Source organism: Kitasatospora purpeofusca (assembly GCF_036010405.1).
Lineage (GTDB): Bacteria > Actinomycetota > Actinomycetes > Streptomycetales > Streptomycetaceae > Kitasatospora > Kitasatospora purpeofusca.
On record NZ_CP108561.1, the window covers coordinates 9689403 to 9713242 of the forward strand.

Sequence of the window (23840 nt, forward strand, 5' to 3'; positions counted from 1 at the left end):
CCCTTCGTTGTCGTACCGACCCGAAACGATGCCATCGCGGACCGACTCGTTGTCGGTCAACGATAGTGCACTAACATGTTATTGACCTGAAATCAGATCTGGACATCACCCACATCCGCGGGCTTGACCAGATTCACCTGCTCGCCGACGGGCACCTGTCCCTCGGAGCGGCGGTGCGGCACAGCGCGCTGTGCGAGGCGGCCGGGACTCCCGTCCCGGCTGTCCTGGCGGCAGCTGCACGCCTGGTGGGATCGGCGGCCGTACGCTCGCTCGGCACATCGGTGGGCAGCATCGCCTTCGCTGACCCGGCGGCCGAGATCCCGGCTGTGCTGCTGCTCCTGGGCGGGCGCGTGCACCTGGTATCCCCACGCGGGTACCGGAGCCTCGCGGCGCGCCGCTACCTCGAAGCTGCGCCGGCCGACCGGCGTGCCCCTGACGAGCTGATCACGAGGGTGGACTTCCGGCTCCCGCCGGATCACGCGGGGACCGCAGTCACGGAGGTCTCGCCCCGGCACGGCGACCGCGCTCTCGCCGGCACCGCGGCCTTTGTGCAGATCTCGGCTGACGGCACCCTGGCCCAGGTGCGGCTGTGCCTGTGGGGCACCACACCCGTGCCCCGGCTCGCCGATCTGACCGGCCCTCTTCGAGGGCGCTCCCCAAGGAAGGCGGACTGGGCCGAGGCGCTCGCCCCGGTCCTGGCCACCCTGGACCCGCCCGCGATGCCCCATGCCGGCGCGGACTACCTCCGTCATCTCGCCAAGGTCACCGCACGCCGCGCCCTCGCAACTGCCGCCCGGCGGGCCAGCCCCGCCCGTATCGGTGGGGGGACCGGGTGAGCGAGCCGCACCACGACATCCGGCTGACCGTCAACGGCGGGCCGGTCTCGGTCAGAGTGCCGGACCGGCTCCTGCTCTGCGACCTGCTCCGACACCGTCTCGGCCTCACCGGTACCCACGTTGGCTGCGAGCTGGGCCAGTGCGGTGCCTGCACGGTGCTCCTCGACGGATCGCCCGTGCGTTCCTGCCTGGTCTTGGCAGTAGCCACCGACGGTCACCGCGTCATCACCGTCGAAGGGCTCGCCCAACCGCAGGGCCAACCGACCCGCCTTCAGGAGGCTTTTCGCACCGAGTACGCACTCCAGTGCGGCTTCTGCACCCCAGGCATGCTGATCACCCTGACCGACCTGCTGAACCGATGCCCGAAGCCCGAGCGCGCTCAGGTGCGCCGGGCACTCACCGGTCACCTGTGCCGGTGCACCGGCTACCAGCCCATCGTCGAGGCCGCCCTGCGTGCGGCCCAGGAACCGGACGACCTGCACGACCCGTACGGAGGGAGCGCCAACGATGATCGGTCAGCCGACTCCGCGTCTTGAGGACGGCCGCTTCCTGACAGGCCGCGGCCGCTTCGCCGACGGCCTGGGGTCCGGTGCGTACTTCGGCGCCATCGTCCGCAGCCCGCACGCCGCGGCCCTGGTACTGTCCGTGGACACCACGGCCGCCCGGGCCCTGCCAGGAGTGGTCACAGCAGTGTCCTTCACCGACCTGCCCACCTCGCTCCGGCGGCGGCTTCCCCTGCTCATTCCGCACCAGGACCTGACCCGCCCCCGCACCGGGTACGTCCTCGCGAACGAGAGGGTCTGCTACGTGGGAGAGCCGGTCGCGCTGATCGTCGCCCGCGACCGCTACGTCGCCCAGGACGCCTGCGACCTTGTCCAGGTCGCCTACACGTCCCGCCCGGCCGTGACCGGCCTGGAGGAAGCCGACCGCGCCCACAACCTGGTCCATCCCGACATCCCCGGCAACACCGCGGCCCACCACATCCAGCAGACCGGCGACATCGCCGCCGCCCTCGACCGCGCACCGTACCGGCTGCAGCTGGACCTCGCAGTCGAACGCAGCACCGCGGCGCCACTGGAGCCCCGCGCAACGCTGGCCAGCTGGGACGACGTTCGGCAACGGTTGAACCTCGTCAGCAACTGCCAGGCACCGCACGGCGTCGCCGCCGCCGTCGCCGCCTTCCTTGACCTGCCCGGCGAATCGGTCACCTGCACCACCCCGGACATCGGCGGCGCCTTCGGCGGCAAACTGGTCCACCCCTGGCCGGAGGACGTACTGACGGCCTGGGCCGCGCGGCATCTGGGCCACCCGGTGGCCTGGACGGAGGACCGCCGCGAGAACCTCGTCGCTTCCTGCCATGAGCGCGGGCAGCTCCACCGGATTGCGGTCGGCTTCGACGCAGCCGGAAGGATCCTCGCCCTCGATGTGCGGTTCCTCCACGACACCGGTGCCTACACGCCCTACGGCATCATCGTCCCGCACGTGACCGCGACGCAGATCCTCGGCCCCTACCGCGTGCCCGCCTACCGGATCGAGTTCCGTAGCCTCTACACCAACGCTGTCATCGTCACGCCCTACCGCGGAGCGGGCCGACCCCAGGGATGCTTCGTCATGGAGCGCACCATCGACTCCGTCGCCCGCCACCTTCACCTCGACCGGGCCGACGTCCGGGCCGCGAACCTCGTGCCACCCGAAAGCCTGCCACTGGACCGGGGCCTCGTCTTCCAGGACGGGGCACCACTCGTGCAGGACACCGGCGACTACCCCGCCGCCCTGCGCCGGGCCAGGACGCTCATCGGCTGGGACCGCTTCCCCGCACTACGCACCCGAGCCGCGCGAGGCGGCAGACGGCTCGGAATCGGACTCGCCTGCTACGTCGAGGGAACAGGACTCGGCCCTTACGAGGGAGCACGCGTAAGCGTCGCACCCAACGGCCGGGTCCGGGTCGCGACCGCGGCCAGCTGCCAGGGACAAGGACACGAAACCGTGCTCGCCCAGGTCGTCGCGCACCACCTGGGCTGCGGCCTCAACTCCATCGACGTCACCACCGGCCGCACCGACCTTGTCCCCTACGGTGCCGGCACGTACGCCTCACGCACCGCCGTCGTGACCGCCTCAGCCGCTGCCGCCGCGGCACAGCAGGTACGCCACCAGGCCCTCGCCACCGCAGCCGACCACCTCGGTGTGCCATCCGAACGCGTCGACCTCGCCGACGGCACCGCCCGCATACGGGACGAAGCGTCCGGAGCCGCCCTGACCCTGGCCCAACTGGCGGTTCTTGCCAACCCACTGCGGTACGCCTTCGACGCTGCCTCGCACGCCGCCACCCAGTTCGCACGTCCCCGCCCCGGTCCCGCCCTCGCCCCGGGCACCAAGCCCGGACTGGACGCGACGGCCTACTTCGCACCGAGTGGCGCCACCTGCTCCTACGGAGTGCACGCGGCCGTCGTCGAGACCGACCCCGAAACGGCCCAGGTCCGCATCCTGCGCTACATCGTGGTCCACGACTGCGGAACACTCATTAACCCCATGCTGGTCGAAGGGCAGATCCGCGGAGGGGTCGCCCAGGGCATTGCCGGCGCACTGCTCGAACGAATCCTCTACACCCCCGATGGGCAGCCCTTGACTACTACCTACGCCGAACTCCTCACCCCGGGAGCCGCCGATCTCCCCGACATACAGATCGAGCACATGAGCCATCCAACGCCCCTCAACCCCCTCGGGACCAAAGGAGTCGGAGAGGGCGGGGTCATCCCGGTCTCCGCCGTCCTCGCCTCCGCCATCGAGGACGCCGACGGCATCTTCGTGGACCGCGTCCCCCTGCTGCCGGAGGTTCTGCACCGGCTCCGGGCGGACCACGCACGTCGGAACCCCGCCCGCACCGCCGAGGTCGCCTCATGACCGGCCTGCGGAGGGAGACCATCGGCCTGGAACTGAGAATCGAGGTTCCCTACCTCGACGACCCACCCGTGCGGCACGTGCTCCTGGAGGAGAAGCAGGACCCGAACTGGCGCCCGCGCCACGTCATCTCGGTTCGCCCCGGGACGTCGCATCGCGTGCCCGACCTTCACCCGGGCACGCTCTACCGGATCCGGCTGTACCGAGACGCCGTGAGCCCGGACCCGCCACTCCTGGTACCGGCCGCTGACACAGTCGTCGCCTTTCGCACCCCGTCGACCGCCGGCCGCGTGCTGCTGACAGTGGTGGTCCACTGCACCGGATTCGAAGTGTCACCTCTCGTGGACTCGAACTGAGGGGCCCGACGAACGCTCCGTCCGAGGCCCCCGGCGCACCCTCCTGGACGATCAACGTCACCGCGTCGGACACCCAGGCCAACGCCGCACGCTGCACGAGCCTGGGCACCCGGATCATCGTGGCCCCCACCAGGGTCGGGATACTCGGCCACGCCGCCGGCGCCCCCGCCCTCGTCGGCGCACCACTATCACTCCGGCTGGGTCAGTTCCGCCAGCAACAGACCCGATGCCGACGCCAAGCCGGCCGAGGAGGTGTGCGGACTGCCAGCCCGAGCAGCCGGCGACTCCTCCTCCGCAGTGGAACGAGCACTGCTTAACGCGGGCCGGAATCTGGACGGAAGGGCAGGCGGCAATCCTGGATGGCGGGTTCATTCCCCGGGCAGGATGGCGGTGCACAGACAGAACGTTGAGCGGAGCACAGCTGCCATGCCGTCAATCCATCTGAAAGACCTCGTCCCTTCCCCGTTGCCGCTTGTCGGCGCGAAGGTGAGAGAACGGGTCATCCGCGTGCGGCGACGTCCTTCCGGTAGCGCCCCCACGCCGTTCCCTTCGACGGGCGAACGCACGAGGAGTTCCCGCGCCCCCGGGGCTGCTCCGGTGACACGTGGGGCGGCGCTCTGATGGCTTGCCATCACGGAGGCGGCGAACACGCGCATGTTCTGGCCGCCCACACGGACATCACGTCCGTCCTCGGGCAGCTGGTGAGGGCGGTTGGTCCGGCCGGCTGGACCCGGCCGACGCCCTGCTCCGAATGGAACGTTCGCCACCTGGTGAACCATGTGACAGCCGAACTCCTCTGGGTGGCACCGCTCATGCTAGGAGGGACGCCGGCCTCCGTAGGGCGTCGCTTCGACGGCGACGTTCTCGGCCGCAACCCGGTCGGCATGTGGTATCTAGCCGCCGACACAGCGGTGCCTGCCTTCTCCCGAGCTGGGGCGCTGGACCGGCTTGTGCACCTCACCTACGGCACCCGCGACGCCCTCGGCTACTGCCGCGAGCTCACCGCGGAACTCACCGTCCATACCTGGGACCTCGCAAGGGCGCTGGGAGGCGCGTGGGACTCGCCGTCGGCAACGACTGTCGCACTCGCGATGGACGAGTTCCGCTCCTACCGCCATCTTCCCGAGAGCGGCCGGTTCGCGGCCCCATCGCCCGTCGATCCGCAGGCCGACGCGTTGACACGCCTTGCCGCGCTCGCAGGGCGGGATCCGAACTGGCTGGTCGCCCACGGTTGAGGGCGGCGGTCGATTGGGTGAGACGACACTGCCCCAGCACTCCGGGGTGGCGGAGAAGAAGGGTCTGTGGGCTCGGCGAGGACGGTGGCGAGGCGCTCGATCTGGCCGCGTAGTTCGTCGGCGCGGGCGGTGGCCTCGTCATGCCGGGCCCGGAGATCCGCCAGGCGTTCGGTGACGTTCATTCGGCCGCCTGGCGGGGGTCGCGCCAGGCCGGGGTGGGTGTGGTGAGGCGGCGGGTCATGTTCGCGGTGGCCGCTCAGTAGACGCGGGAGGCGGAGTTGCCGGGCCGGTGGCCGTACTCGCGTGCCAGACGCCGGTGCAGCGGCAACATGCCGTTGACCTGCTCGACGACCCACCGCCCGGTCTGCCGGACGAAGCCGCTGCCCTGGTCGGCCAGGTTGCGGCGGACGACCTCGACGGTGACGTCCAGCAGCGCGCCATGGATTCTTGAAGCCCTGGTCCACCAGGGCCTTCTCCAGGCGGTTCCCGGACCGCTCGGCCGCCTGGTCGAGCAGGGCCGTGCTGGCGGCGTTGTCGTGTGCCGACGCGGCCAGCTCGCGCTTGCGGCCCGGCGTCCTCTTGTTCGCGTCCAGTCCCGTCGTGGTCTTCGGGACACCCGCGGCCGCGCGCACGGACCGGGTGTCGATGACCACGAGGGACGGGTCCTCTAATCGGCGGTCCTTCTCCCGCACCTGGTAGCGCAGAAGCTCCTGGATCCGCTGGTCGAGGCCGTCCTTGGGCCACAGCGTGAAGTAGTAGATCACCGCCGACCAGGTCGGTAGGTCACGGGCAGGTAGCGCCACTGACAGCCGGTCCGGTTCTGGTAGAAGATCGCGTTCGCGACCTCCCGCAGATCACAGGCTCGGGCGCCGCCTTCGACATCCCCACCGTCTTCCCCGCACCAACGGGCCGGTGGCCGCCCGACGGCTTCCGGCGCCCGCCCCGAGGCAGGGCAGGAACTGCGCTACAAGGACGTCGGCGGGCCGAGCGAGGCTCGACGACTGCTCGGGGCGGGCGGGTGCCGGGTGCGGCCGGGAAGCCGTTCCCTGGTCCGGCCGCCCCGGTACCGGACGATTCGTGCCGTGCGTCCGCCCGACGGGCCCCAGGTACCAGCCGTAGCGACCTTCGAGGGGAACGGTCCCGGCTGTGTGCCGTCGACGTCGGCCGGCCCCGCCAACTCCTCCGGTCGGCGTTTCGCCGCCGGGGTGAGGTGTGGGCCGGCCGACCTGCCACGCGCTCCTGCTGCGCACCGGAAGACTTCGGCCGAGCCGCTGGGGCGGCTTCGTCGCAACGGTAACCGACTGCAGATGTTCGAGCGATCTGGCACCGGCGGTGCCAAGTGCCCGTCAACTGCCGCTGTGCTGCGGCCGTCGTTGGCGCGGGCGGCCTGGGGGTCCTAGATGTCGGTGAAGGTCCAGGTGGCGGTGCCGGTGGTCTGGGTGAGGCCGGGGGAGGAGAAGCAGGCGGTGACGTTGGTGTTGGGCTCGATGTCGGTGTTGTTCAGGTTGGCGCCGGCGTAGCGGCCGGCGGTGATGAGGCCGTCGTAGGTGCCGACGAGCTGGCCGGCGGAGTTGGTGGCGACGGTGGAGGACCACGACCAGGTGGAGGTGGTGCTGTCGTTCCAGGTGAGGACTTCGGTGCCGCTGCCCGACTGGATCGGGGAGATGCAGGAGGCGGTGTAGTGGCCGGTGAACGAGGCGGTGAAGGAGTTCAGGCCGCTGATCTTGCCGAGTCCGGTACAGCTGTGGCCCTCGTCGGTGCCGTAGGTGTCGACGGTCTGGGAGAAGTCGCGCAGGCCCGGGTCGTAGTTGGTGGTGTCGCTGCCCACGCACACCACCGCGACGAGGGTGGTGGTGCGGGCCGGGGTGGCCGAGGCCGGGACGGCCGCGACCGTTGGCAGTAGCAGGGCTGTGGCGGACGCGGCGGTGAGGATCGACTTGCGCATGACTTTCCCGCTTTCGGCGAAAGGGTTTCGGTCTGGGGCTACGGCCCTCGGCTGCGGGCCGACTCGTGCACGTTCACCCGTCATCGTGAACGTTCGGGAGCCGGTCGGTAACGGCGCGCGAGAAGGGCGCGCGCGGCACTTCGGTGGCGCACCGCGCGGGCCGGGCGCGTACGGGGCGGACGACCCGCCGGGTTGCTGCGGACGCGTTTCGCGGTGGCCGCGTCGCTCGATGCCCGGACCCGCCGGACGGCAGGCGCTGTACGGGGGAGGCGTCGGCCGAAAAGAGGCCCGGTCCGGAGGAGCAGGACGCCACGTAGCCGGATCCCAGGTCGATCCCGGTTGGCACGGTACGCCTGTAGGTAATACTGGGCGTAGCCGGCCAGGGGCACCCGGTGGTGCCGAGCACGGCCTGCAGCGTGATGCTGGCGCTGTCCAGGTCGTCCAGTGCGTAGGGCACGGGCGAGGCCGGGATCCGCATGCCGTGCTGGTCTGCCCAGGCAATGGTGGGGGCGAGGTGCGGATCGCGCTGCACGGCGCGACGGGGTCGAGGGCTTGGCGTTCGGCAGGGCTCCCGGACGAGCCGTGCCCCTCCCGCTGACAACGATCGACGAGACCGCCCGGGTCCCGCCGGAAGCCCGCGTCCCCCGACGAGCGACCGCCTCTCCGAACCACCTCGGGCCCGTCGCACGGCCGTCCTCCCAGTGCGCCTCGACCGAGGCTGCGGCGAACAGGATCCCCGAAACGGTCCGGCCGTTCGCCGGACGGCTCTCGAGACGATGGCGCCCCGGCTCTGCGCGGCGAGGCACCACCGACCCGAGAATGCTCAAAGTGATTATTCAACTACTTTTAGTAACGATTGTGCACTACCTGGTAGTAGGTGTGGCGCAGATCACATGTGAGCTGGGACGGTCCTTACGGCCCATCCGCCTGACTTCACAGGAGAAACCATGTCCCTGCGCCTCGCCGCCACTGGTGCCGCCACCTCCACCTACTCCCCGGGCATCACCTCCACCGCCTCCAGCCAGACCGTCGGCGTCACCGCCGCCTTCGTCGGCGCCGTGTGCGCCGACAACGCGCTGCTGTCGCTGCTCACCGACTCCATGTCGGGTTCCTTCACCACCTCGTGCGCCGGTGCCACCAGCAGCATCTCGCTGACCGGCACCCTCACCTGGTCGGACCTGAGCACGTCCACCTACACGATCAGCAGCTTCACCCGCGAGACCGTCTCCGGTCACTCGGTCGCCCACTACTCCGGCACGGTCGACACCGGGTCCGCGCACTACGCGGGCAAGCAGATCGATCTGCTGAAGATCCGCCTCGCCGCCCAGCTCACCGCCTGCTTCTCGGGCGGCAGCGTGACCTCCAGCGCCGGCACCGACATCGTGCAGATCTCGGGTTGACCCCGAAGTGTTGCCCGAGGACCTGCGCACCGTGGCCCTGGCTCGGCTGGACGCACTGGAGGCCCGCGTGCGGTGCCTCGAAGTGACGCTCGCCGCGGTGGACAGCAAGGTCGACCGCAACCACCAGGAGCACCTCACCGCCGCGCACCGCTTCCGCACCGACCTGGACAGCATCCGGAAGGGGGCGGAGGTCTGACAGCGCTGCAGCAAGTCCGGATCTCGGCGCTGTCGGGATTCCCGGGCCGGCCTCGCCCCGTCGAGCACAAGCTCGGCGGGGCGAGATGCTGTCACGGAGCCGGGGCGGCCCGGGCCCGGAACGTCGTGGTGAGGGCGGCCGTCGATGACGGTCGGCGGATCGCGGCACCCGCGAGGGATGCTGTGGGTCGTGCCGGGTCCGGGCCGACCGGCACGGAGATCCGTGACCATGCCATGTCCCAGTGGGGGCGGCGCCCGTCGGTGCCCCCGCCGCCCGCGGACCCGGTGCCATCGGCGTTGCCCGGCTTACCCGCCAGGCCGGATCCGGCGTCGTCGCCGTTGCCGCCTTTGCCCGCGATTCGTCCCACACTGCCGTCGCCGTCCTTCCTGATGTCGTCCGGAGGCGGGCGCGTCGGTGGCGCACCGATGGTTTCGGATCTCTCCGTCTCTTTCGTGACAACGAGTCGTGCATGTCGTTCTCCCACTAACTTGACTCTGTCGGTGATCTTGGAGTTGCCCAGTGCGTCGAGGTGTTCAGTGGGCAGGCTCAGGGTGTTCCGAGTGCCGAAGTAGCTGTCGAGGTGTCCGTTGTCGCTCCGTCCTCGTTCCGGTGATCAAGTCCCGCCTCTGACCGCGCAGATCGCGCGAGCGAGCAACCCGACCGGTACGGCGGCGATGTGGGTGAGAGACCGTCTGGACGGGCTGTGGCACGACGAGGACTTCACCGACTGGTATCCGCGTGACGGCCGGCCGGGCCTTTCGCCCGCCCGGCTGGCCACCGTCTGTGTCCTGCGGTTCATGCTCTGTCTGTCGGACCGGCAAGCCGCCGAGGCAGTCCGCTGCCGCATCGACTTCAAGTACGCGACGGCCATGGATCTGGACGGTCCCGGCTTCCACCACAGTGTGCTGAGCGACTTCCGCGACCGGCTCACCGAAGGTGACCACGCCGACCGCCTCCTCGACTCGCGCTGGCCCGCTTGAAGGAGGCCGGCCTGGTGCGGGAACGCACCACCCAGCGCACCGAATCCACCCACGTCCTGGCCGCGGTCCGCGACCTGACCCGCCTGGAGCTGGTCACCGAAGCGGTCCGCGCCGCGCTGGAAGAAGTCGCGGGCATCGCCCCACAGCTGCTGGACAACCTGGCCGACGAGAACTGGGGGCGCTACCACGGCCGTCCGGTCCGCCTGGGCAAGAACCCCACCAAGCCCGGGACCAGGACCCTGACCACCGGCAACGACGCCGCCCGGCTCCTGGAACACCTCCACCGGCACGGCGGAGAGCACGCGTTCGGCACCCGTGTCCAAGCCCTGCGCCAGATCATGGTGCAGAACTACCACCGCGATGCCGCCGGACGCCTGTGCCGGCGAACCGCCGAGAGCGAAGGCGGGCCCGGCCTGCCGCCCTCGTCACAGGCGATCGTCTCGCCCTACGACACCTCCGCCCGCTACGCCCGCCACGGACACATCATCAGCTGGAAGGAGTTCTCCGCCCATCTGACGGAGACGTGCACTCCTGACGGCCCGAACGTGATCACGGACGTCGCCACCACCGCCTCCGCCACCCACGACAGCAAGGTCCTGCCCGGCATCCACACCCGTCTGCACCGCCGCGGCCTGCTGCCCTCCGAGCACTTGGTCGACGGCGGCTACACCTCCCTGCCTCACCTGGAACAAGCCGCACGCGATCATCGGGTCACCGTCTCCGGGCCTCTGCGGGGTAACCCCACCCGGCAGCATCGCCGGGGCGAGGGCTTCGCCCGCGACGACTTCCGCATCGACTACGACCGCCGGCAGGTCACCTGCCCCCAGGGAGAGGTCGGTCAGGGCTGGCACGGCCCCTACCCGACCTCCTCGCCCACTGCGGCCCCGCTGATTGTGGCCCGGTTCGCCAACCGTCAGTGCCGCCCCTGCCCGGCCCGAGCGCAGTGCACCACCGCCCGCGAAGGCCACCGCACCGTCGGATTTCCTCCGCGAGAACTCCGCGACCTGCAGCTCCGCGTCCGGGCCGAGCAGCAGACGGCCGAGTGGAAGGCCCGCTACGCGGTCCGCTCCGGCGTGGAGGGAACAGTCAACGAGTTCGCCCACGGACACGGAATGCGCCGTTGCCCGAGGAGAACGCAAGACCCACGTTCAGCACGTCCTGACCGCCATCGCCGTCAACGTCGAACGCCTCAGTGGCCTACCACCGACCGAGGAGGCGCCCCCTCCCCGTCGACCAACGGCTTTCCAGGTCTACCTCGACCAACGTGAAATCCCCCGGTCAAAGTCCTGGCGGACCCTGGGCACCTAACCTCGGCAACCCAAGATCACCGACAGAGTCAAGCTAGAGCTCCAGCGTGGCCTCGATGCGGCGCAGGTGGTGGCGGGCCATGGCGAGGTTGGTTCGGGTGCGGTCCAGGGCGAGGTACAGGAAGAGGCTGCTGCCGTTGGTTCGGGTGAGGGGTCGGATCAGGTGGTACTGGCCGGTGAGGGCGGCGAGGATGTTCTCGACCTCTTCGGCGCCCAGGTTCAGTGTGTCCAGGGTGCGGCGGGTGGCGCGGACGATGTCGGTGTACCCGGCGGCGGCCAGGGTCAGGTCGAGGCGGGCGACCGCTGCGACGCGGGTGCCCAGGGCCATGCCGCTGTCGTAGTCGACGAGGGCCGCGCCGAGTGCGCCGTCGATGTCCATCGCGCCGCTGAGTGCCCGGTCGACTCCGTTCACGTTCCACGCTCCCTATTGCTCTGGGTATGCCGGTTCTTGGCCGTGTCGGCCGGCCCGGACACGGCGGTGCGGGCTCCTCGTGTCCGTGAGGCTACGGATGGCGTCGCAGTGACACGAGGCTGTGACCGCAATCGATCACGGTCGGCGCGCCGTCGCCCGGACGCGACTTGCCTTGATCGCAAGTTGAAGAATTCTTCACATTCATAGATGCTGCATCCTTGTAATGAGAGGTTCTGCGCCGTCGGACGTCCCGGTGTCCGGCTATGGGAGGGCGACGATGAGCGACGTGTTCGACGAGGAGCTGCGTGCGCAGCTGGCCGAGGCCCGGCAGATGCGCGCCCGGGCGCGGGAGAGCGGCGACGAGGACGGCGCCCAGGCGTACAGAGGGCGGATCACGCAGCTGCTGCGCATCGCGGCCCACCACGGCATCGTGCTGGAGAGCGGCGCGGACGAAGAGGAAGAGGACTGAGCGATGGCGGTGCCGCTGTACCAGGCGAAGGCCGAGTTCTTCCGTACCCTCGGCCACCCGGTCCGCATCCGTGTGCTGGAGCTGCTCCAGGACGGGCCGCGGCCGGTGCGAGACCTGCTGGCCGCGATCGAGGTCGAACCCTCCAACCTTTCCCAGCAGCTGGCGGTGCTGCGCCGTACCCAGCTGGTCACGGCCACCCGGGAGGGCAACACCGTGGTGTACGCGCTGAGCACTCCGGACGTGGCCGAGCTGCTGCGCGCGGCCCGTCGCATCCTCACCGAGATGATCACCGACCAGGGGGCGCTGCTCGCCGAACTGCGCGAGCCCGAACGGCAGGCGCACCGGGCATGAGCGGGGCGTCCACAGATCTGAGTGGATCTTCCGCGTTCGCGGTGTTCGCCCGGCGGGCGGGTGCGCGGCTGCGGGCGGTGCTGCCCGACCGGGCGGCGCTGGCGACGATGGGCCGCTCGCCGCGCAAGGATCTGCTGGCGGGGCTGACGGTGGCGATCGTCGCGCTGCCGCTGGCGCTGGGCTTCGGGGTGGCCTCCGGTGCGGGGGCCGAGGCGGGGCTGGCGACCGCGGTGGTGGCCGGCGCGCTGGCCGCGTTCTTCGGCGGTTCCAACCTCCAGGTCAGCGGGCCGACCGGGGCGATGACGGTGGTGCTGGTCCCGATCGTCCACCGGTTCGGCACCGAAGGCGTCCTGACGGTGGGCCTGATGGCCGGAGTGCTGCTGGTCGCTGCCGCGCTCGGTGGCGCCGGCCGGTTCATGGCGTACGTGCCGGCCCCGGTGGTGGAGGGTTTCACCCTGGGGATCGCCGGGGTGATCGGCCTTCAGCAGGTGCCCGCCGCGCTCGGGGTGAAGGCGTCGGGCGCGCAGAACGTCGTGGTCACCGCCTGGGACGCGGTTGCCGACTTCGCCAGTACCCCGCACCTGGCCTCGCTCGCACTCGCGGGCGGCGTGGCACTGGCCATGCTGGTCGGCGCCAGGCTGCGCCCGGGCATCCCGTTCTCCCTGCTCGCGGTGGTCGCGGCCACCCTGGTCACGGACCTGACCGACCTGGAGGTGGCCACGATCGGGCACCTGCCCGCCGGGCTGCCCGCCCCCTCGTTCGGCTTCCTCCATCTCGGCGACGTACCGCACCTGGCCACGGCCGCGTTGGCGGTCGCCGCGCTCGCGGCGCTGGAGTCGCTGATGTCCGCGACGGCGGCGGACGCGATGAGCGTCAGCGAACGCCACGACAGCGACCGCGAACTCTTCGGCCAGGGTGTGGCGAACCTGGTCGCCCCGCTGTTCGGCGGCGTCGCCGCGACCGGGGCGATCGCCCGCACCGCCGTGAACGTCCGCTCCGGCGCGGCCTCCCGCCTCGCCGCTCTCGTGCACGCCGCCGTGCTCGCGGTGGTGGTTTTCGCCGCCGCCCCGCTGGTGTCGGGCATCCCGCTCGCCGCGCTGGCCGGTGTCCTGATCGCCACCGCCGTCCGCATGGTCGAGGTCGCCTCGCTGCGGGCACTGGCGCGCAGCGGCCGGGGCGAGGCCGCGATCCTGGCCCTGACCGCCGCCGCGACACTGGCGTTCGACCTGGTCACCGCCGTCATCGTCGGCCTGCTGGTCGCCGGAGCACTCGCGCTGCGCCAGGTCGCCCGCTCCGCCGCACTCACCAGGGTTGCGCTGCACGAGGGCCTGGCGCCGGCCGACCACCACGCCGAGGAGCAGGCACTGCTCGCCGATCACATCGTGGCCTACCGCATCGACGGCCCCGTGTTCTTCGCGGGCGCGCACCGCTTCCTCCTCCAACTCGCCGAGACGAGTGACGTGAAGGCGGTCATCCTGCGCCTGTCCCGGGTGAGCGCGATCGACGCCACCGGCGCCCTGGTGCTGGGCGATGCCATCGCGAAGCTGGAGGGCCGCGGCATCCTCGTCCTGGTCTCCGGCGCGCGCGAGGAGCACCTCAAGACACTCGACGCCCTCGGTGCGCTGGACGCCCTGCACGCCGAGCAGCGCGTGTTCGAGGCGACCCCGCAGGCCATCGCGTACGCGAGGAACCACCTGAGCGGCGTGCTGCCGACCGTCACCGGCAAGGGACGCTGATGGCCGCCGACCGGGGAGGCCGAGCGTGAGCGGGCGGTGGCAGCTGTTCGGGCGCCGGCACCGGAACGTGCCACTGGTGCGGCGCCCCGCGCCGGCGCGGGGACGGGTCCACACCGTGACGCTGGCCAACACCCCGGCGGCAATCGCCTTGTCCGCCCGCACCGCCCGCACCGTCTTCACAAGCTGGGGGGTGCCGGGGCGCGCCAGCACACTGGACGCCGTCGTTCTCGTCGTCACCGAACTGACGGTCAATGCCGTCCGCCACGCCCGCTCCAGCCACCTGGCGCTGACCTTCGCCATGACGGACGACCACCTGGACATCAGTGTCCACGACGAGGACCCGTACCTGCCCGCGCTGGCACGGCCACGGCCGGGCCCGCGCGCCGGGTACGGGCTCGCGGTGATCGCCGAGATCGCCGGCGACTTCGGAGGCCACCTGTCAGCCGGTCACGACCCGGGCGGCAACGGCAAATTCGTCCGCGTCCTGCTCCCCTGCCCCCGGCCCTGACCGCACACCGGCGAAAGGAGTCCCGTTGCGTTTCGAGATCACCGCCTTCGACGACCACGGCGCCGCGCTGGCACCCGTCACCGCGGACGCGACCACCCTGCGAGAGCGACTGAGGCGTGCCGCCGCCACGGGCGAGCGCCTGCACATCCGACCCCGCCCCCGCACAGGGGCGCCCCGCCCCGCCCGAAAGGGGAACACCGGTCATGAGTGATGCCGTCAGCGACGAGAAGGCCAAGCGCAAGGCGATGCTGGTGCGCGCGTCGTTCTACATCGCCGGCACCCACCTGTTCGCCGGCTTCGTGATCCTGCTCTTCGCCCTCGGCAACCGCCACTGACCCCCACACCGGCCCGATGGCCCGACCCCGTTGACAGCGAACCCGACGGAGGACGTCGTCGATCCCCGGACCACACCGCCTCAAAGGCAGCGCACCACAGCTCGGCGTCACCGGCCCCGGCCGCGCCGGCCCCTTCGGCATCCGACCGCACGAGGACGAAGACCGGGTCGAACCCGGCCTGTGCCCCCAGGGCGCGTCCGCGGACAGCGGTGCCGGGCGCCGACCCCGCGCACCCGACGCCCTGATCCCCTGACCCGCTCGCACCCGCGACGTCCGCACGCACACCGCACAAACCGCCCCACTACGAAAGATACTGTTGCCAATATGAGTGAGAACCTCCCCTCTTGCCCGAAGTGCTCGGGTGAGTACACCTACGAGATGGACGCCCTGATGGTCTGCCCGGAGTGCGGCCACGAATGGGCCCTCACCGAGGACGGCACCGAGGACACCGGCGCGCCGGGCGAGCGCGTGATCAAGGACGCGGTCGGCAACGTGCTGAACGACGGCGACACCGTCACGGTCGTCAAGGCGCTCAAGGTCAAGGGCAGCCCCTCGGGCATCAAGGCGGGCACCAAGGTCCGCAACATCCGCCTGGTCGACGGCGTGGACGGCCACGACATCGACTGCAAGGTGGACGGCTTCGGCCCGATGCAGCTCAAGTCCAGCGTCGTCAAGAAAGCCTGACCAGCCGGCCCGCGACCGCCTCTCCACCAGGACCCGTCAGCCGGAGAAGGTGACCACGCCGGTGTCCAAGCGGTAGTACGCGCCGACCACCCGCAGCCGCCCGGCCGCCACCAGAGGAGACAGCAGACGGTCGCCGCGCAGCGCGGCGACCGTCTGCCGGGTCTGGGCCCGGACCGTCGCCTCCACCAGCTGTCCCGGCGCGACACCCTGGCGGCGGGCCTCGTCATAGGGATCCCGCAGGTCGTGCACGATGTCGGCGAGATGGCCGGGAAGCCTGCGGCCCTCCCGCAGGCACTCCACGGCAGCCGTCACCGCTCCGCAGCTCTGGTGGCCCAGGACCACCACGAGCGGGATGGCGAGCTCGGCCGGACCGTACTCCAGACTCCCCGCCACCAGCGCATCGTGGGTGTGCGCGGCGGTGCGCACCACCATCAGGTCACCCAAGCCCTGGTCGAAGACCAGCCCCGGCGGCACCCGCGAGTCGATGCACGAGAACACCACCGCGAACGGCTCCTGGCCACCGGCCACCTGCACGCGCCTGGCCGCGCCGACGTCGGGGCGGGCAGCCCGGTCGGCGACCCACCTGTCGTTGCCCGCCTTCAGTCGCGACAGCGCCAGCTCGGGAGTACCGGCCTCCGGCGGAGCCGCGACCCCGGCAGGCGGCGCCATCGCGGGCGCCACCAGGCACACGGCGGCCAGCGCGCCGCTCCGCAGAACGCTCCGGCGGCCCGCCGCCATCGACCCCGGCTTCCCCGGCACAACGCCTCCACGACGGGACACCTCGCTCTCACCACCGGCCGCGGGTGAGGTGGTAAGCGGTCAGCCGCTCGGGGCGCAAGTGCAGCAGGTGCTCGTTGCCCTCGTCCGGCCACGCCCGCATCGGGACCCGGTAGCGGGCGAGCTCGCCCGGCTCCACGACCCGGCGCACCGCCCCCGTCACCCGCACCAGCCAGCCCGTGTGCTCCTCCGGGTCGATCCGCTGCGCCTGGTAGGTCAGACGCTGCGGGTGGCCGGCCCCGCCAGGCGGCAGGTGCACACGCAGGTACACGTGCTCGCCCTCCACCAGATGGTTTACCACCACCAGGCCGGCCGGGGCCGGCGCGGCCCGGTCCGCGACGAGCCGGCCCGCGCCAAGGCCCGCCAGCAGTACGAGGGCCTGGCCATGGGGAAGCTCCAGCAGGGAAGGCACTGACTGGTCGTCCATCGGCCACCTCGGGAACAACGGTCCGGCGGGCCCGCACCGCCACGGAGCCGACGGGCAGACCCGGCCGGAGACCCACCCCGGCACCGCAGGCACGGGGCCGGCCTCCGACAGCGGCACCGAGGGCCACCAGCCAAAGACTTTAGCAGTTGCGAACATTGGCAACTATGTGCGAGCGGTCGAGTCACCCGCCCCCCGAACAAGAACACCCGGCCCGCCCACGACCAGGCGCAGGCGGCGCAACCGCGCCCCGGACCACCCCCGGCGCCGACAGCCACCCCGCGATGCGCCCCTCCCTCAAGGGTGAGCCGCCCAGGCGTCGGTTCCCGGGCGACCCACCCCGTGACGGACGCTTCCGGCAGCCCGCCACATTGCAGACCTTAGCAGTTGCTAATATTGGCAATCACGAGGAGAGGGGACTGGGATGCATATCCCACCGCACCGCTGCGCCCGGGCGCCGCTCGCCGCATTCGTGGTCGCGTGCGACTTGTGGCGCCCGGCCGCAGGCGGACGGAGCCCGCACCGCGGACACATCCCCCGCACCCGATGGGTCGTCGGGACCTCGTGAACGCTCACCGCCGCCCCTGGCGTGCGACCAGGAGGCAGCGGTGAGCATTCAATGGGACCTCGACCACGGAGCCGACCTGCTGCGACTGTCCGGCTGCCTGGGCCAGGACGCGCTGCACCGCTTCACCGGAGCCGTGGACTGGACCCGGGCCCACCGCACCGGGCCGGTCATCCTCGACCTGTCCGCCCTGCGAGGCTGGAACACCGAGGGCGAGGCGGCGATCGTCGACGCCGCCGCCCGCCTCGGCGCACACCACGGCCCGCCGGCAGTGTGCGGCCTCGGAGACCGCGTGGCGCCCCTGATCGCCACCGCCCACGCCCTGGGATCCACCCCGACAGCGCCACGGCCCGCACCGCGCCCACCACGCCCTGAGCAGCCCCTTTCGCCCCATTGCTAGAGTCACTGCCGATGAAGTCCAACCCAGCCAGCGCCAGATAAGGGGACGGTGATCTCCCTGAACGCCGACACCCCGCGACAGCCCTCCGTCGTCACGGTGCCGCTCTACCAGCACAAGGCCGAGTTCTTCAAAACCCTCGGCCACCCCGTGCGCATCCGCGTCCTGGAACTGCTGAGCGAACGCGAACGCGCCGTCGCCGACATGCTCCCCGAAGTCGGCATCGAGGCCGCCCATCTCTCCCAGCAGCTCGCCATCCTGCGCCGCGCCGGAGTCGTCGCCTCCCGCCGCGACGGTGCCAACGTCGTCTACCGTCTGACCAGCCCCGAGGTCGCCGACCTGCTCAAGGTCGCCCGCTCCATCCTCAGCAGCCTGCTGACCGACCGCGCCGAACTCCTCAACGACCTCCACCCCGGCAGCGATCCGACACCCATGCCCTGACCCGACGGCCAGGCCCGCCGTCTACCCGCAAAGGCTGGACAGACCCACCCCGCACCAGCATCGCGCACTCGCTCCCACCCGCGAGCTACTCGCCTTTCGGCGGGGTGAGCATCCGTCCATCGGTCGGATTCTGATGATCCATCAACTGATGCCGCGTAATACCGCGCAAGTAGCGTCGCGTGGAGGCTCGTCCCGGGCCGTTCTACCCGGAGGACCTCGATGGCGGCTTCCAGGTCCAGGTAGCGGAGACAGGCAGGGGCGACCTCGAGGGTCAGGGTTGGGGCAACCAGCACCTGCTCGCACACAGCGCGGCTCCAACCGAGCATCGCGGGGCCCTCAGCTCACGAGCCGATGAGCCAGGAGCCGCGCGAGGCGACGGCGGTGCCGGTCGACCCGTGTGAGGTACGCACAGTCCTCTACGGACACGTCGCCCGTCAGCCCGCAAGCTCACATGATGCCGCCCTCCGGTGGCATGCAGGGGCATTGCATGTTCGAGATCGGTCCGGTTCGCCGGTTTTGTGATGTGATGTCATGTCTCGTTCTGGGGATGGTTGTTCCCCGGAACGCAGTGCAGGCACGGTGCCGGTGATCATGTGGTTGTCGAGACCCATGAGAACCGAGCGAGACCGTGCCTGCCCGAACATCATCGCCCATGCCCGCCGGGCTGGGACACCTGACCCTCCAGAATCGCGCTGTCACCCGACAGGATGCCGCTGACCTGCGGCGCTTCCTGATCTGGGTGCCCGACCCACGCAGTCGGCGGGGGCGGCGGTATCCGATGCTCCCCCTGTTGTGCGCGGCAGCTTCGGCCGTGCTGGCCGGTGCCCGTTCCCTCATCGCGATCGGGGAGTGGATAACGGACGCCCCGCAGTCGGCCCTGGAGGTCCTCGACTTCCCGGCCGAGCCGCTCACCGGTGTCCATCCCGTCCCTCACCCGGCGACCGTCCGGCGCCTGCTCCAGCGGCTGGACGGCGACGCTCTGGACGCTGCCATCGGAGCATTCCTACAGGCCAGAGGAGTACACCCGAGCGAGTCCGAGCGATCGGCGAAGCCGGTGCCGCGGGCGATCGCGGTCGACGGCAGGACGGTCCGCGGCTCGCGCACCGTCACGAGCACCGCGATCCAGCTGCTGGCCGCAATGGACCACCACGGCGTGGTCCTGGCCCAGCGGCAGGTCGCCTCCAGAAGCAACGAGATCCCCGCCTTCGCCCCGCTGCTGGACAGCATCGACCTGAGCGACACCGTGATCACCGGCGATGCCCTGCACACCCAGCACGCCCACGGCACGTACCTCCGCGAGCGCGGCGCCCACTACCTGGCCATCGTGAAAAAGAACCACCCCGGGCTGTATGCCCAGGTCAAAACGCTGCCCTGGGCGGACATCCCGCTGGACCACCGCACCCGCGACCGTGCCCACCACCGCGACGAGATCCGCCGACTCAAGACCGCCGCCTTCCACCACCTCGACTATCCCGGCGCCCGCCAGGCGATCCAGATCGTCCGATGGCGCCGCGACCGCTCGACCGGGAAGCTCACCATCGAACGGGTCTACCTGATCACTAGCCTGGACACCTACGACGCCACCGCCGTCCAGCTCGCCACCTGGATCAGGGGCCACTGGGGCATCGAGAACCTCCTGCACCACGTCCGAGACCGGACCTTCCGCGAGGACGACTCCAAAGTCCGCACCGGCCACCTGCCCCGCACCATGGCCGGCCTGCGCAACCTCGCCATCGGCATCTTCCGCCAGAACGGCCACACCAACATCGCCGCTGCCCTCCGCCACACCGGCCGCGACCACACCCGACCCCTGCGAATCCTCGGCCTCACGTGATCAATCCGGACAGACCGCAACCATGCAATGCCCCTGGTGGGGGTGAAGGGACCCGCGGTCGGCCCCGCACCGAGATGGGATGATCACGGCCATGGCTGTTGTGATCACGGCATCGGACCCGTCCTGGATAGCACCCTTCACCGGGCTGAGCCCGCAGGACTTCCGCAAGCTGGTGACGGCCCTGCGCCGCGAGGGCGCTGACACGGTACGACCGGGCCGGCCGTGGAGCCTGTCTCTGGAGGACCGGGTGCTTCTGGTCACGGCCTACTGGCGGACCAACCTGACCATGCGGCAGCTCGCGCCCCTGTTCGGCGTGTCCAAGTCGGCGGCCGACCGGATCATCGACCACATCGGCCCGCTGCTCGCCCTCAAGCCCCGGCGCCGGTTCCGCAAGGACACCGTACTGATCGTGGACGGCACTCTGGTCCCCACCCGTGACCACACCATTGCCGAACAATCGAAGAACTACCGGTACTCCACCAACCACCAGGTCGTGATCGATGCCCACACCCGCCTGGTCGTTGCGGTCGGCAGACCCCTTCCAGGGAACCGCAACGACTGCAAGGCATGGGCCGAGTCCGGCGCCAAAGCCGCCGTCGGCAAGACCACCACGATCGCCGACGGCGGCTACCCGGGCACCGGACTGGTCATCCCGCACCGTCGGCCACGCGGAGGCGAGCTCGCCGACTGGCAGGCCGAGCACAACCGTCAGCACAAGCAGGTCCGCGCCCGCGTCGAGCACGTCTTCGCCCGCATGAAGGCCTGGAAGATCCTGCGCGACTGCCGCCTCAAGGGCGACGGCGTCCACCACACGATGCTCGGCGTCGCACGCTTGCAGAACCTCCTCCAGGCCGCGTAACTGGCCCGACCCCCGCCGGTCAACCGATCCGCCTCGAACCGGTCAAAGATCGATTGCGGGACAGTCCTTAGCTCGAAATCGGGCCTGCCGCGCAAGGCACATGGGGCGCCTACTCATGTGCTGGAAGATTACATCACGGCCGGCCCCTCAGATACACCAAGTTTGGGTTTCTGAATATCAGAAGACCATTTACTTCCATCAAATGTCGAATACCACAGATCATCGGAATAATTCTGCCCCCGATGCACACAGCAAAGCAGCTCTCTACCTGCTTCAAAAATTACCGCCGCTCCAGGCCGGCTCGACAATCCGACACCCTCTACCGACTTGTCCGGACTCCAGACTTGACCATCGAACACTGCGTACCAGAGCCACCCTTCGCCGAACATCTCCCCCTGATGCAGGCAGTAGATCTTTCCGCCGCTAGGATAAGGAATCAGGGTTGGACCGTCCGATATCCCAACGTTTGGCACCGGGCCCGAGTCGGACCACTGATCCTTTGCCGTCATTACCATATAATTCAGTGAACCGTCTGGCTGTAGCGTTCCATTGCTTCTATCTGCACCCTGGTAGGCGACGAGGATGTTGTCGCTTCCTCGGTCGGTGTAAACCGCCGCCGCAGGGCTCTCGGCGACCGGAGCGCCGTCTCCGAGGCTGGCCTTAGAACTGAACCACTGTTGACCATCGGTGCGCGTGTACCGCAAGGTGCCATCACAGTCTGGGCCCTGATAGAGACAGTAGAGCAGGCCGTTGCATGTGACAACGGACGGACTTCTGGACATTTTAACCTGTGCGCTCGATCCAGTTTTTTCGGGCACGGGCGCATCGAAGAGCCATTTGAATTTGCCTTCAGAGTATTCAAATGCGCCATACCAGAGCTTGCCATCGTCCGAATAGCCTTGATGAAAGCAGTAGTTCACACCCTTGTAGCGCGTAAAGGCGGGACTCCCAGTGATCCCCACTTCCATCTTCTGTGGAGTATCTGACCACTCGCTATTAGAGTCGAAGGTGATGGCCCAAAGATGACCATCGGCACCCCGGTATGCAACGTAGTGGTACTGAATTTCACTATCCACTGCCGGCGTTTCGGAACTCTCCGTAACCATGAGATTCTCCTTAGTTTCTACTACCTCCATGGAATCACGTGCATGCCAAGGCCGCAGTCCAGAGGCGCGCGATAGCGACTACCAAAATGAGGTGCTCGGCGAGCGCGGCGACTTCCACGCTCCGGAGAGAGCCTGGGCGTACGACAGCCGCCAACGGATCCATCGGCCGAGAGGTCGCTGCTGGTCCCGCAACCCTGGATGGAGGTGGCGGCTGAACTGGAGGGGCGCCTCACCGAGGTCCGCAGCAGCTCACCTGGTCGGGGTGGGCCTGGGCCAGGTGTTGATGGCGAAGGCCGCCGCAGTCGGACGGTGCAGGGCCTTGGCGGCGCCGCCGCGCGTACCCGGTCCCATCGCGAAGAGCGCGTCGACGGCGACCCGGCAGCAGGGCCTCGCGACCGCGGTGATTGACCGCTGATAGGCAGCGGGGCTCTCCTTCCCGTCCCGTCGGCGGATGGAGTTCTCACAGGCGGGTGAGCAGCACCGCCGATCCGAGGAGAGCCGTCGCGTGGAGGGCCTGGTCTAAGAAGCCGTTGTCTTTCCGAGGGTGGCGGGCATATTTCCGCTGGTCAGGCATAGTGTCGGTGTTTCGGCGGCAGGGACGAGGTGTCGTGTTGTCTCAGCGGTGGAGGTGCCCGGATGCCGTCGGTGGTGGGGTTGCTGGAGGAGCGTGAGCGCGCTGCTCGGCAGCGGGTGGAGGCCCTTCAGGTCGAGTTGCGGGAGGCGGAGGCCGTGTGGGAGCGGTTCGTGATCGCCCGTGAGGCGGTGGCCGAGGTCCTGGCGGAATCCCGGGGAGGCGAGGAGGTCCCGCCGGTCGTGGTGGCTGGCGGGCGGACGGTGCGGGATCCGGCGGCGCCGGGCTCGGTGGTGCCGCATTGGCGGGAAGGACTCGCTCCGGCGGTGCTGGCGCCGGACTATCAGCGAATCATGCACGTCCTGGCCTGCGGGAACGGGCCCGGTGGGGAGGCGATGGACTGCCGGCAGCTCGCGGTCGCGGTCGGGCTGGAGCCGGTCCCGGCGAAGGTCGAGGGCGTGCGGTCGAAGGCGAAGCGGCTGGCCGCGCGGGGCTGGCCGGCCGAGGAACGGCCGGCCATGTTCAGCGTGGCCGCCGGGCGAGCCGGCGGCTCATGACCATGCTCATCGACCACCGGATCATCGCCTCCGCGGTGTCGGTGCGGGTCTCGTAGTCGCGGGCGAGGCGGCGTGAGCGCATCAGCCAGGCGAACGTGCGCTCCACCAGCCACCTTTTCGGCAGCACGACGAAGCCCGTGGTGTCGTCGCTGCGTTTGACCACACCCAGTGCGATGGCGAGGATGTCGCGGGCGAGGTCGACCAGGCGCCCGGTGTAGCCGCCGTCGGCCCACACCAGCGTGATGCGCCAGTGGCGTTCGCGAAGACGTGCCAGCAGCGTCCGGCCCGCGTCTCGGTCGGTGACGGACGCCGCGGTGACCATCACCGTCAGCAGCAGGCCCAGGGTGTCCACCACGATGTGGCGCTTGCGGCCGTTGATCCACTGACCTCGGCTCGTCAGGGTGAACCCTCTCGAAGTCCCTGATTGGTGCGGTGTGGTGGCTGTATCCGGTGGTAAGTGAGATATGCGGATGGGGGCGGGCTGACCGCCACAGGGCGTGAGCGCCGGGAGTCGGTGCGGATGCAGGCCGCCGAGCTGTTCGAGCGGAGAGTCAAGCCGCCGGAGGTCGCACGGCGGCTGCGAGTGAGCCCGAAGTCGGCCTACCAGTGGCACCAGTTGTGGCAGGAGGGCGGGGCCCAAGCACTGTGAGCTTCCCCCGTT

General features: G+C 70.1%; 28 protein-coding genes and 2 pseudogenes. 23 read left to right on the forward strand and 7 right to left on the reverse strand.

Features of this window, described 5'->3' with window-relative positions; genetic code table 11:
* The first annotated feature begins 104 nt into the window (after positions 1-104).
* The 6 genes from OG715_RS41905 (at position 105) to OG715_RS42585 (ending at position 5776) form a co-directional block, all read left to right on the forward strand.
* Entirely contained in the window at positions 105-836 is a 732-nt protein-coding gene (locus OG715_RS41905; protein ID WP_266274523.1) for an FAD binding domain-containing protein, read from the forward strand.
* Positions 833-1372, forward strand: a complete 540-nt coding sequence (locus OG715_RS41910) for a (2Fe-2S)-binding protein (protein WP_266271932.1) — start codon at positions 833-835, stop codon at positions 1370-1372. Before OG715_RS41905 ends, OG715_RS41910 begins: the two co-directional genes overlap by 4 nt.
* The gene (cutA, locus tag OG715_RS41915; protein WP_266271931.1) at positions 1344-3737 is read left to right on the forward strand and encodes an aerobic carbon-monoxide dehydrogenase large subunit; all 2394 of its coding nucleotides are present in this window, start codon (positions 1344-1346) and stop codon (positions 3735-3737) included. The genes OG715_RS41910 and cutA overlap by 29 nt, the downstream gene beginning before the upstream one ends.
* Entirely contained in the window at positions 3734-4090 is a 357-nt protein-coding gene (locus OG715_RS41920; protein ID WP_266271930.1) for a hypothetical protein, read from the forward strand. Before cutA ends, OG715_RS41920 begins: the two co-directional genes overlap by 4 nt.
* A gap of 620 nt (positions 4091-4710) precedes the next feature.
* Positions 4711-5325, forward strand: coding sequence for a TIGR03086 family metal-binding protein (locus tag OG715_RS41925; protein WP_266271929.1), 615 nt, complete (start codon positions 4711-4713; stop codon positions 5323-5325).
* Positions 5326-5614: 289 nt separating this feature from the next.
* Positions 5615-5776 (forward strand): hypothetical protein, encoded by a 162-nt coding sequence (locus OG715_RS42585; protein WP_353962753.1) that lies wholly within the window; start codon positions 5615-5617, stop codon positions 5774-5776.
* 309 nt (positions 5777-6085) lie between these two features.
* Here OG715_RS42585 and OG715_RS42590 read toward each other — a convergent pair.
* Positions 6086-6196: pseudogene (locus OG715_RS42590) on the reverse strand (transposase); the annotation flags it as partial.
* A 525-nt stretch (positions 6197-6721) separates the two neighbouring features.
* On the reverse strand, positions 6722-7270 hold the full coding sequence (locus tag OG715_RS41935; RefSeq protein ID WP_266271928.1) for a hypothetical protein: 549 nt from the start codon (positions 7268-7270) through the stop codon (positions 6722-6724).
* A gap of 947 nt (positions 7271-8217) precedes the next feature.
* Between OG715_RS41935 and OG715_RS41940 the strand changes: the two genes are divergently transcribed.
* The 4 genes from OG715_RS41940 to OG715_RS41955 all read left to right on the forward strand — a co-directional run bounded on the left by OG715_RS41940 (position 8218) and on the right by OG715_RS41955 (position 11114).
* Complete coding sequence (locus OG715_RS41940) at positions 8218-8670, forward strand: hypothetical protein (RefSeq protein WP_266271927.1); 453 nt, start codon at positions 8218-8220, stop codon at positions 8668-8670.
* A gap of 31 nt (positions 8671-8701) precedes the next feature.
* Positions 8702-8866, forward strand: coding sequence for a hypothetical protein (locus tag OG715_RS41945; RefSeq protein ID WP_266271926.1), 165 nt, complete (start codon positions 8702-8704; stop codon positions 8864-8866).
* A 680-nt stretch (positions 8867-9546) separates the two neighbouring features.
* On the forward strand, positions 9547-9846 hold the full coding sequence (locus OG715_RS41950; RefSeq protein ID WP_266271925.1) for a transposase: 300 nt from the start codon (positions 9547-9549) through the stop codon (positions 9844-9846).
* A gap of 14 nt (positions 9847-9860) precedes the next feature.
* Complete coding sequence (locus OG715_RS41955) at positions 9861-11114, forward strand: transposase (protein ID WP_266271924.1); 1254 nt, start codon at positions 9861-9863, stop codon at positions 11112-11114.
* Positions 11115-11187: 73 nt separating this feature from the next.
* Here the strand turns inward: OG715_RS41955 and OG715_RS41960 are convergent, their stop codons facing one another.
* Positions 11188-11565 (reverse strand): hypothetical protein, encoded by a 378-nt coding sequence (locus tag OG715_RS41960; protein ID WP_407661078.1) that lies wholly within the window; start codon positions 11563-11565, stop codon positions 11188-11190.
* Positions 11566-11842: 277 nt separating this feature from the next.
* Between OG715_RS41960 and OG715_RS41965 the strand changes: the two genes are divergently transcribed.
* The 7 genes from OG715_RS41965 (at position 11843) to OG715_RS41995 (ending at position 15648) form a co-directional block, all read left to right on the forward strand.
* Positions 11843-12034: a hypothetical protein gene (locus tag OG715_RS41965; RefSeq protein WP_266271923.1), complete on the forward strand. Its 192-nt coding sequence runs from the start codon at positions 11843-11845 to the stop codon at positions 12032-12034.
* Between the two features lie 3 nt (positions 12035-12037).
* A complete protein-coding gene (locus OG715_RS41970) occupies positions 12038-12385 on the forward strand; it encodes an ArsR/SmtB family transcription factor (protein WP_266271922.1) in 348 nt (115 codons plus the stop codon).
* Positions 12382-14121, forward strand: a complete 1740-nt coding sequence (locus OG715_RS41975) for a SulP family inorganic anion transporter (protein WP_266271921.1) — start codon at positions 12382-12384, stop codon at positions 14119-14121. Before OG715_RS41970 ends, OG715_RS41975 begins: the two co-directional genes overlap by 4 nt.
* A gap of 25 nt (positions 14122-14146) precedes the next feature.
* Complete coding sequence (locus tag OG715_RS41980) at positions 14147-14629, forward strand: ATP-binding protein (protein ID WP_266271920.1); 483 nt, start codon at positions 14147-14149, stop codon at positions 14627-14629.
* A 25-nt stretch (positions 14630-14654) separates the two neighbouring features.
* Entirely contained in the window at positions 14655-14840 is a 186-nt protein-coding gene (locus OG715_RS41985) for a hypothetical protein (protein WP_266276196.1), read from the forward strand.
* Positions 14833-14964 (forward strand): DUF6126 family protein, encoded by a 132-nt coding sequence (locus OG715_RS41990; protein ID WP_266271919.1) that lies wholly within the window; start codon positions 14833-14835, stop codon positions 14962-14964. The genes OG715_RS41985 and OG715_RS41990 overlap by 8 nt, the downstream gene beginning before the upstream one ends.
* A 324-nt stretch (positions 14965-15288) precedes the next feature.
* Positions 15289-15648 carry a zinc ribbon domain-containing protein YjdM gene (locus tag OG715_RS41995; protein ID WP_266271918.1) on the forward strand — a complete coding sequence of 120 codons (360 nt, stop codon included), beginning with the start codon at positions 15289-15291 and terminating at the stop codon, positions 15646-15648.
* A 36-nt stretch (positions 15649-15684) separates the two neighbouring features.
* Here OG715_RS41995 and OG715_RS42000 read toward each other — a convergent pair whose 3' ends face one another.
* Entirely contained in the window at positions 15685-16407 is a 723-nt protein-coding gene (locus OG715_RS42000) for a carbonic anhydrase (protein ID WP_266271917.1), read from the reverse strand.
* A gap of 28 nt (positions 16408-16435) precedes the next feature.
* Complete coding sequence (locus tag OG715_RS42005) at positions 16436-16852, reverse strand: hypothetical protein (protein WP_266271916.1); 417 nt, start codon at positions 16850-16852, stop codon at positions 16436-16438.
* 605 nt (positions 16853-17457) lie between these two features.
* Between OG715_RS42005 and OG715_RS42010 the strand changes: the two genes are divergently transcribed.
* From OG715_RS42010 to OG715_RS42025, 4 genes are all read left to right on the forward strand, one after another.
* Positions 17458-17814, forward strand: a complete 357-nt coding sequence (locus OG715_RS42010; RefSeq protein ID WP_266271915.1) for an STAS domain-containing protein — start codon at positions 17458-17460, stop codon at positions 17812-17814.
* 48 nt (positions 17815-17862) lie between these two features.
* Positions 17863-18252: an ArsR/SmtB family transcription factor gene (locus OG715_RS42015; protein ID WP_323182182.1), complete on the forward strand. Its 390-nt coding sequence runs from the start codon at positions 17863-17865 to the stop codon at positions 18250-18252.
* A 652-nt stretch (positions 18253-18904) separates the two neighbouring features.
* Positions 18905-20086: an ISAs1 family transposase gene (locus OG715_RS42020; protein WP_438268125.1), complete on the forward strand. Its 1182-nt coding sequence runs from the start codon at positions 18905-18907 to the stop codon at positions 20084-20086.
* A 91-nt stretch (positions 20087-20177) separates the two neighbouring features.
* A complete protein-coding gene (locus tag OG715_RS42025; protein WP_266271913.1) occupies positions 20178-20945 on the forward strand; it encodes a transposase in 768 nt (255 codons plus the stop codon).
* A 128-nt stretch (positions 20946-21073) separates the two neighbouring features.
* On the opposite strand, the gene OG715_RS42030 is transcribed toward OG715_RS42025, so the two are convergent.
* Positions 21074-22051 (reverse strand): hypothetical protein, encoded by a 978-nt coding sequence (locus tag OG715_RS42030; RefSeq protein WP_266271912.1) that lies wholly within the window; start codon positions 22049-22051, stop codon positions 21074-21076.
* 636 nt (positions 22052-22687) lie between these two features.
* Between OG715_RS42030 and OG715_RS42035 the strand changes: the two genes are divergently transcribed.
* Entirely contained in the window at positions 22688-23179 is a 492-nt protein-coding gene (locus tag OG715_RS42035; protein ID WP_266271910.1) for a hypothetical protein, read from the forward strand.
* On the opposite strand, the gene OG715_RS42040 is transcribed toward OG715_RS42035, so the two are convergent.
* Entirely contained in the window at positions 23145-23705 is a 561-nt protein-coding gene (locus OG715_RS42040; RefSeq protein ID WP_327064242.1) for a transposase, read from the reverse strand. The two genes, OG715_RS42035 and OG715_RS42040, sit on opposite strands and share 35 nt — an antisense overlap.
* Here OG715_RS42040 and OG715_RS42045 point away from each other — a divergent pair.
* A pseudogene (locus OG715_RS42045) lies at positions 23637-23825 on the forward strand (helix-turn-helix domain-containing protein); the annotation flags it as partial. The gene OG715_RS42040 and the pseudogene OG715_RS42045 overlap by 69 nt on opposite strands.
* Positions 23826-23840: the final 15 nt, after the last annotated feature.

Coding starts and splice junctions, on each gene's coding strand:
- cutA (WP_266271931.1), top strand. CDS start 1,344: ATGATCGGTCAGCCGACTCCGCGTCTTGAGGACGGCCGCTTCCTGACA.
- OG715_RS41920 (WP_266271930.1), top strand. CDS start 3,734: ATGACCGGCCTGCGGAGGGAGACCATCGGCCTGGAACTGAGAATCGAG.
- OG715_RS41925 (WP_266271929.1), top strand. CDS start 4,711: ATGGCTTGCCATCACGGAGGCGGCGAACACGCGCATGTTCTGGCCGCC.
- OG715_RS41935 (WP_266271928.1), bottom strand. CDS start 7,270: ATGCGCAAGTCGATCCTCACCGCCGCGTCCGCCACAGCCCTGCTACTG.
- OG715_RS41940 (WP_266271927.1), top strand. CDS start 8,218: ATGTCCCTGCGCCTCGCCGCCACTGGTGCCGCCACCTCCACCTACTCC.
- OG715_RS41965 (WP_266271923.1), top strand. CDS start 11,843: ATGAGCGACGTGTTCGACGAGGAGCTGCGTGCGCAGCTGGCCGAGGCC.
- OG715_RS41970 (WP_266271922.1), top strand. CDS start 12,038: ATGGCGGTGCCGCTGTACCAGGCGAAGGCCGAGTTCTTCCGTACCCTC.
- OG715_RS41975 (WP_266271921.1), top strand. CDS start 12,382: ATGAGCGGGGCGTCCACAGATCTGAGTGGATCTTCCGCGTTCGCGGTG.
- OG715_RS41990 (WP_266271919.1), top strand. CDS start 14,833: ATGAGTGATGCCGTCAGCGACGAGAAGGCCAAGCGCAAGGCGATGCTG.
- OG715_RS41995 (WP_266271918.1), top strand. CDS start 15,289: ATGAGTGAGAACCTCCCCTCTTGCCCGAAGTGCTCGGGTGAGTACACC.
- OG715_RS42005 (WP_266271916.1), bottom strand. CDS start 16,852: ATGGACGACCAGTCAGTGCCTTCCCTGCTGGAGCTTCCCCATGGCCAG.
- OG715_RS42020 (WP_438268125.1), top strand. CDS start 18,905: ATGCCCGCCGGGCTGGGACACCTGACCCTCCAGAATCGCGCTGTCACC.
- OG715_RS42025 (WP_266271913.1), top strand. CDS start 20,178: ATGGCTGTTGTGATCACGGCATCGGACCCGTCCTGGATAGCACCCTTC.
- OG715_RS42030 (WP_266271912.1), bottom strand. CDS start 22,051: ATGGTTACGGAGAGTTCCGAAACGCCGGCAGTGGATAGTGAAATTCAG.
- OG715_RS42035 (WP_266271910.1), top strand. CDS start 22,688: ATGCCGTCGGTGGTGGGGTTGCTGGAGGAGCGTGAGCGCGCTGCTCGG.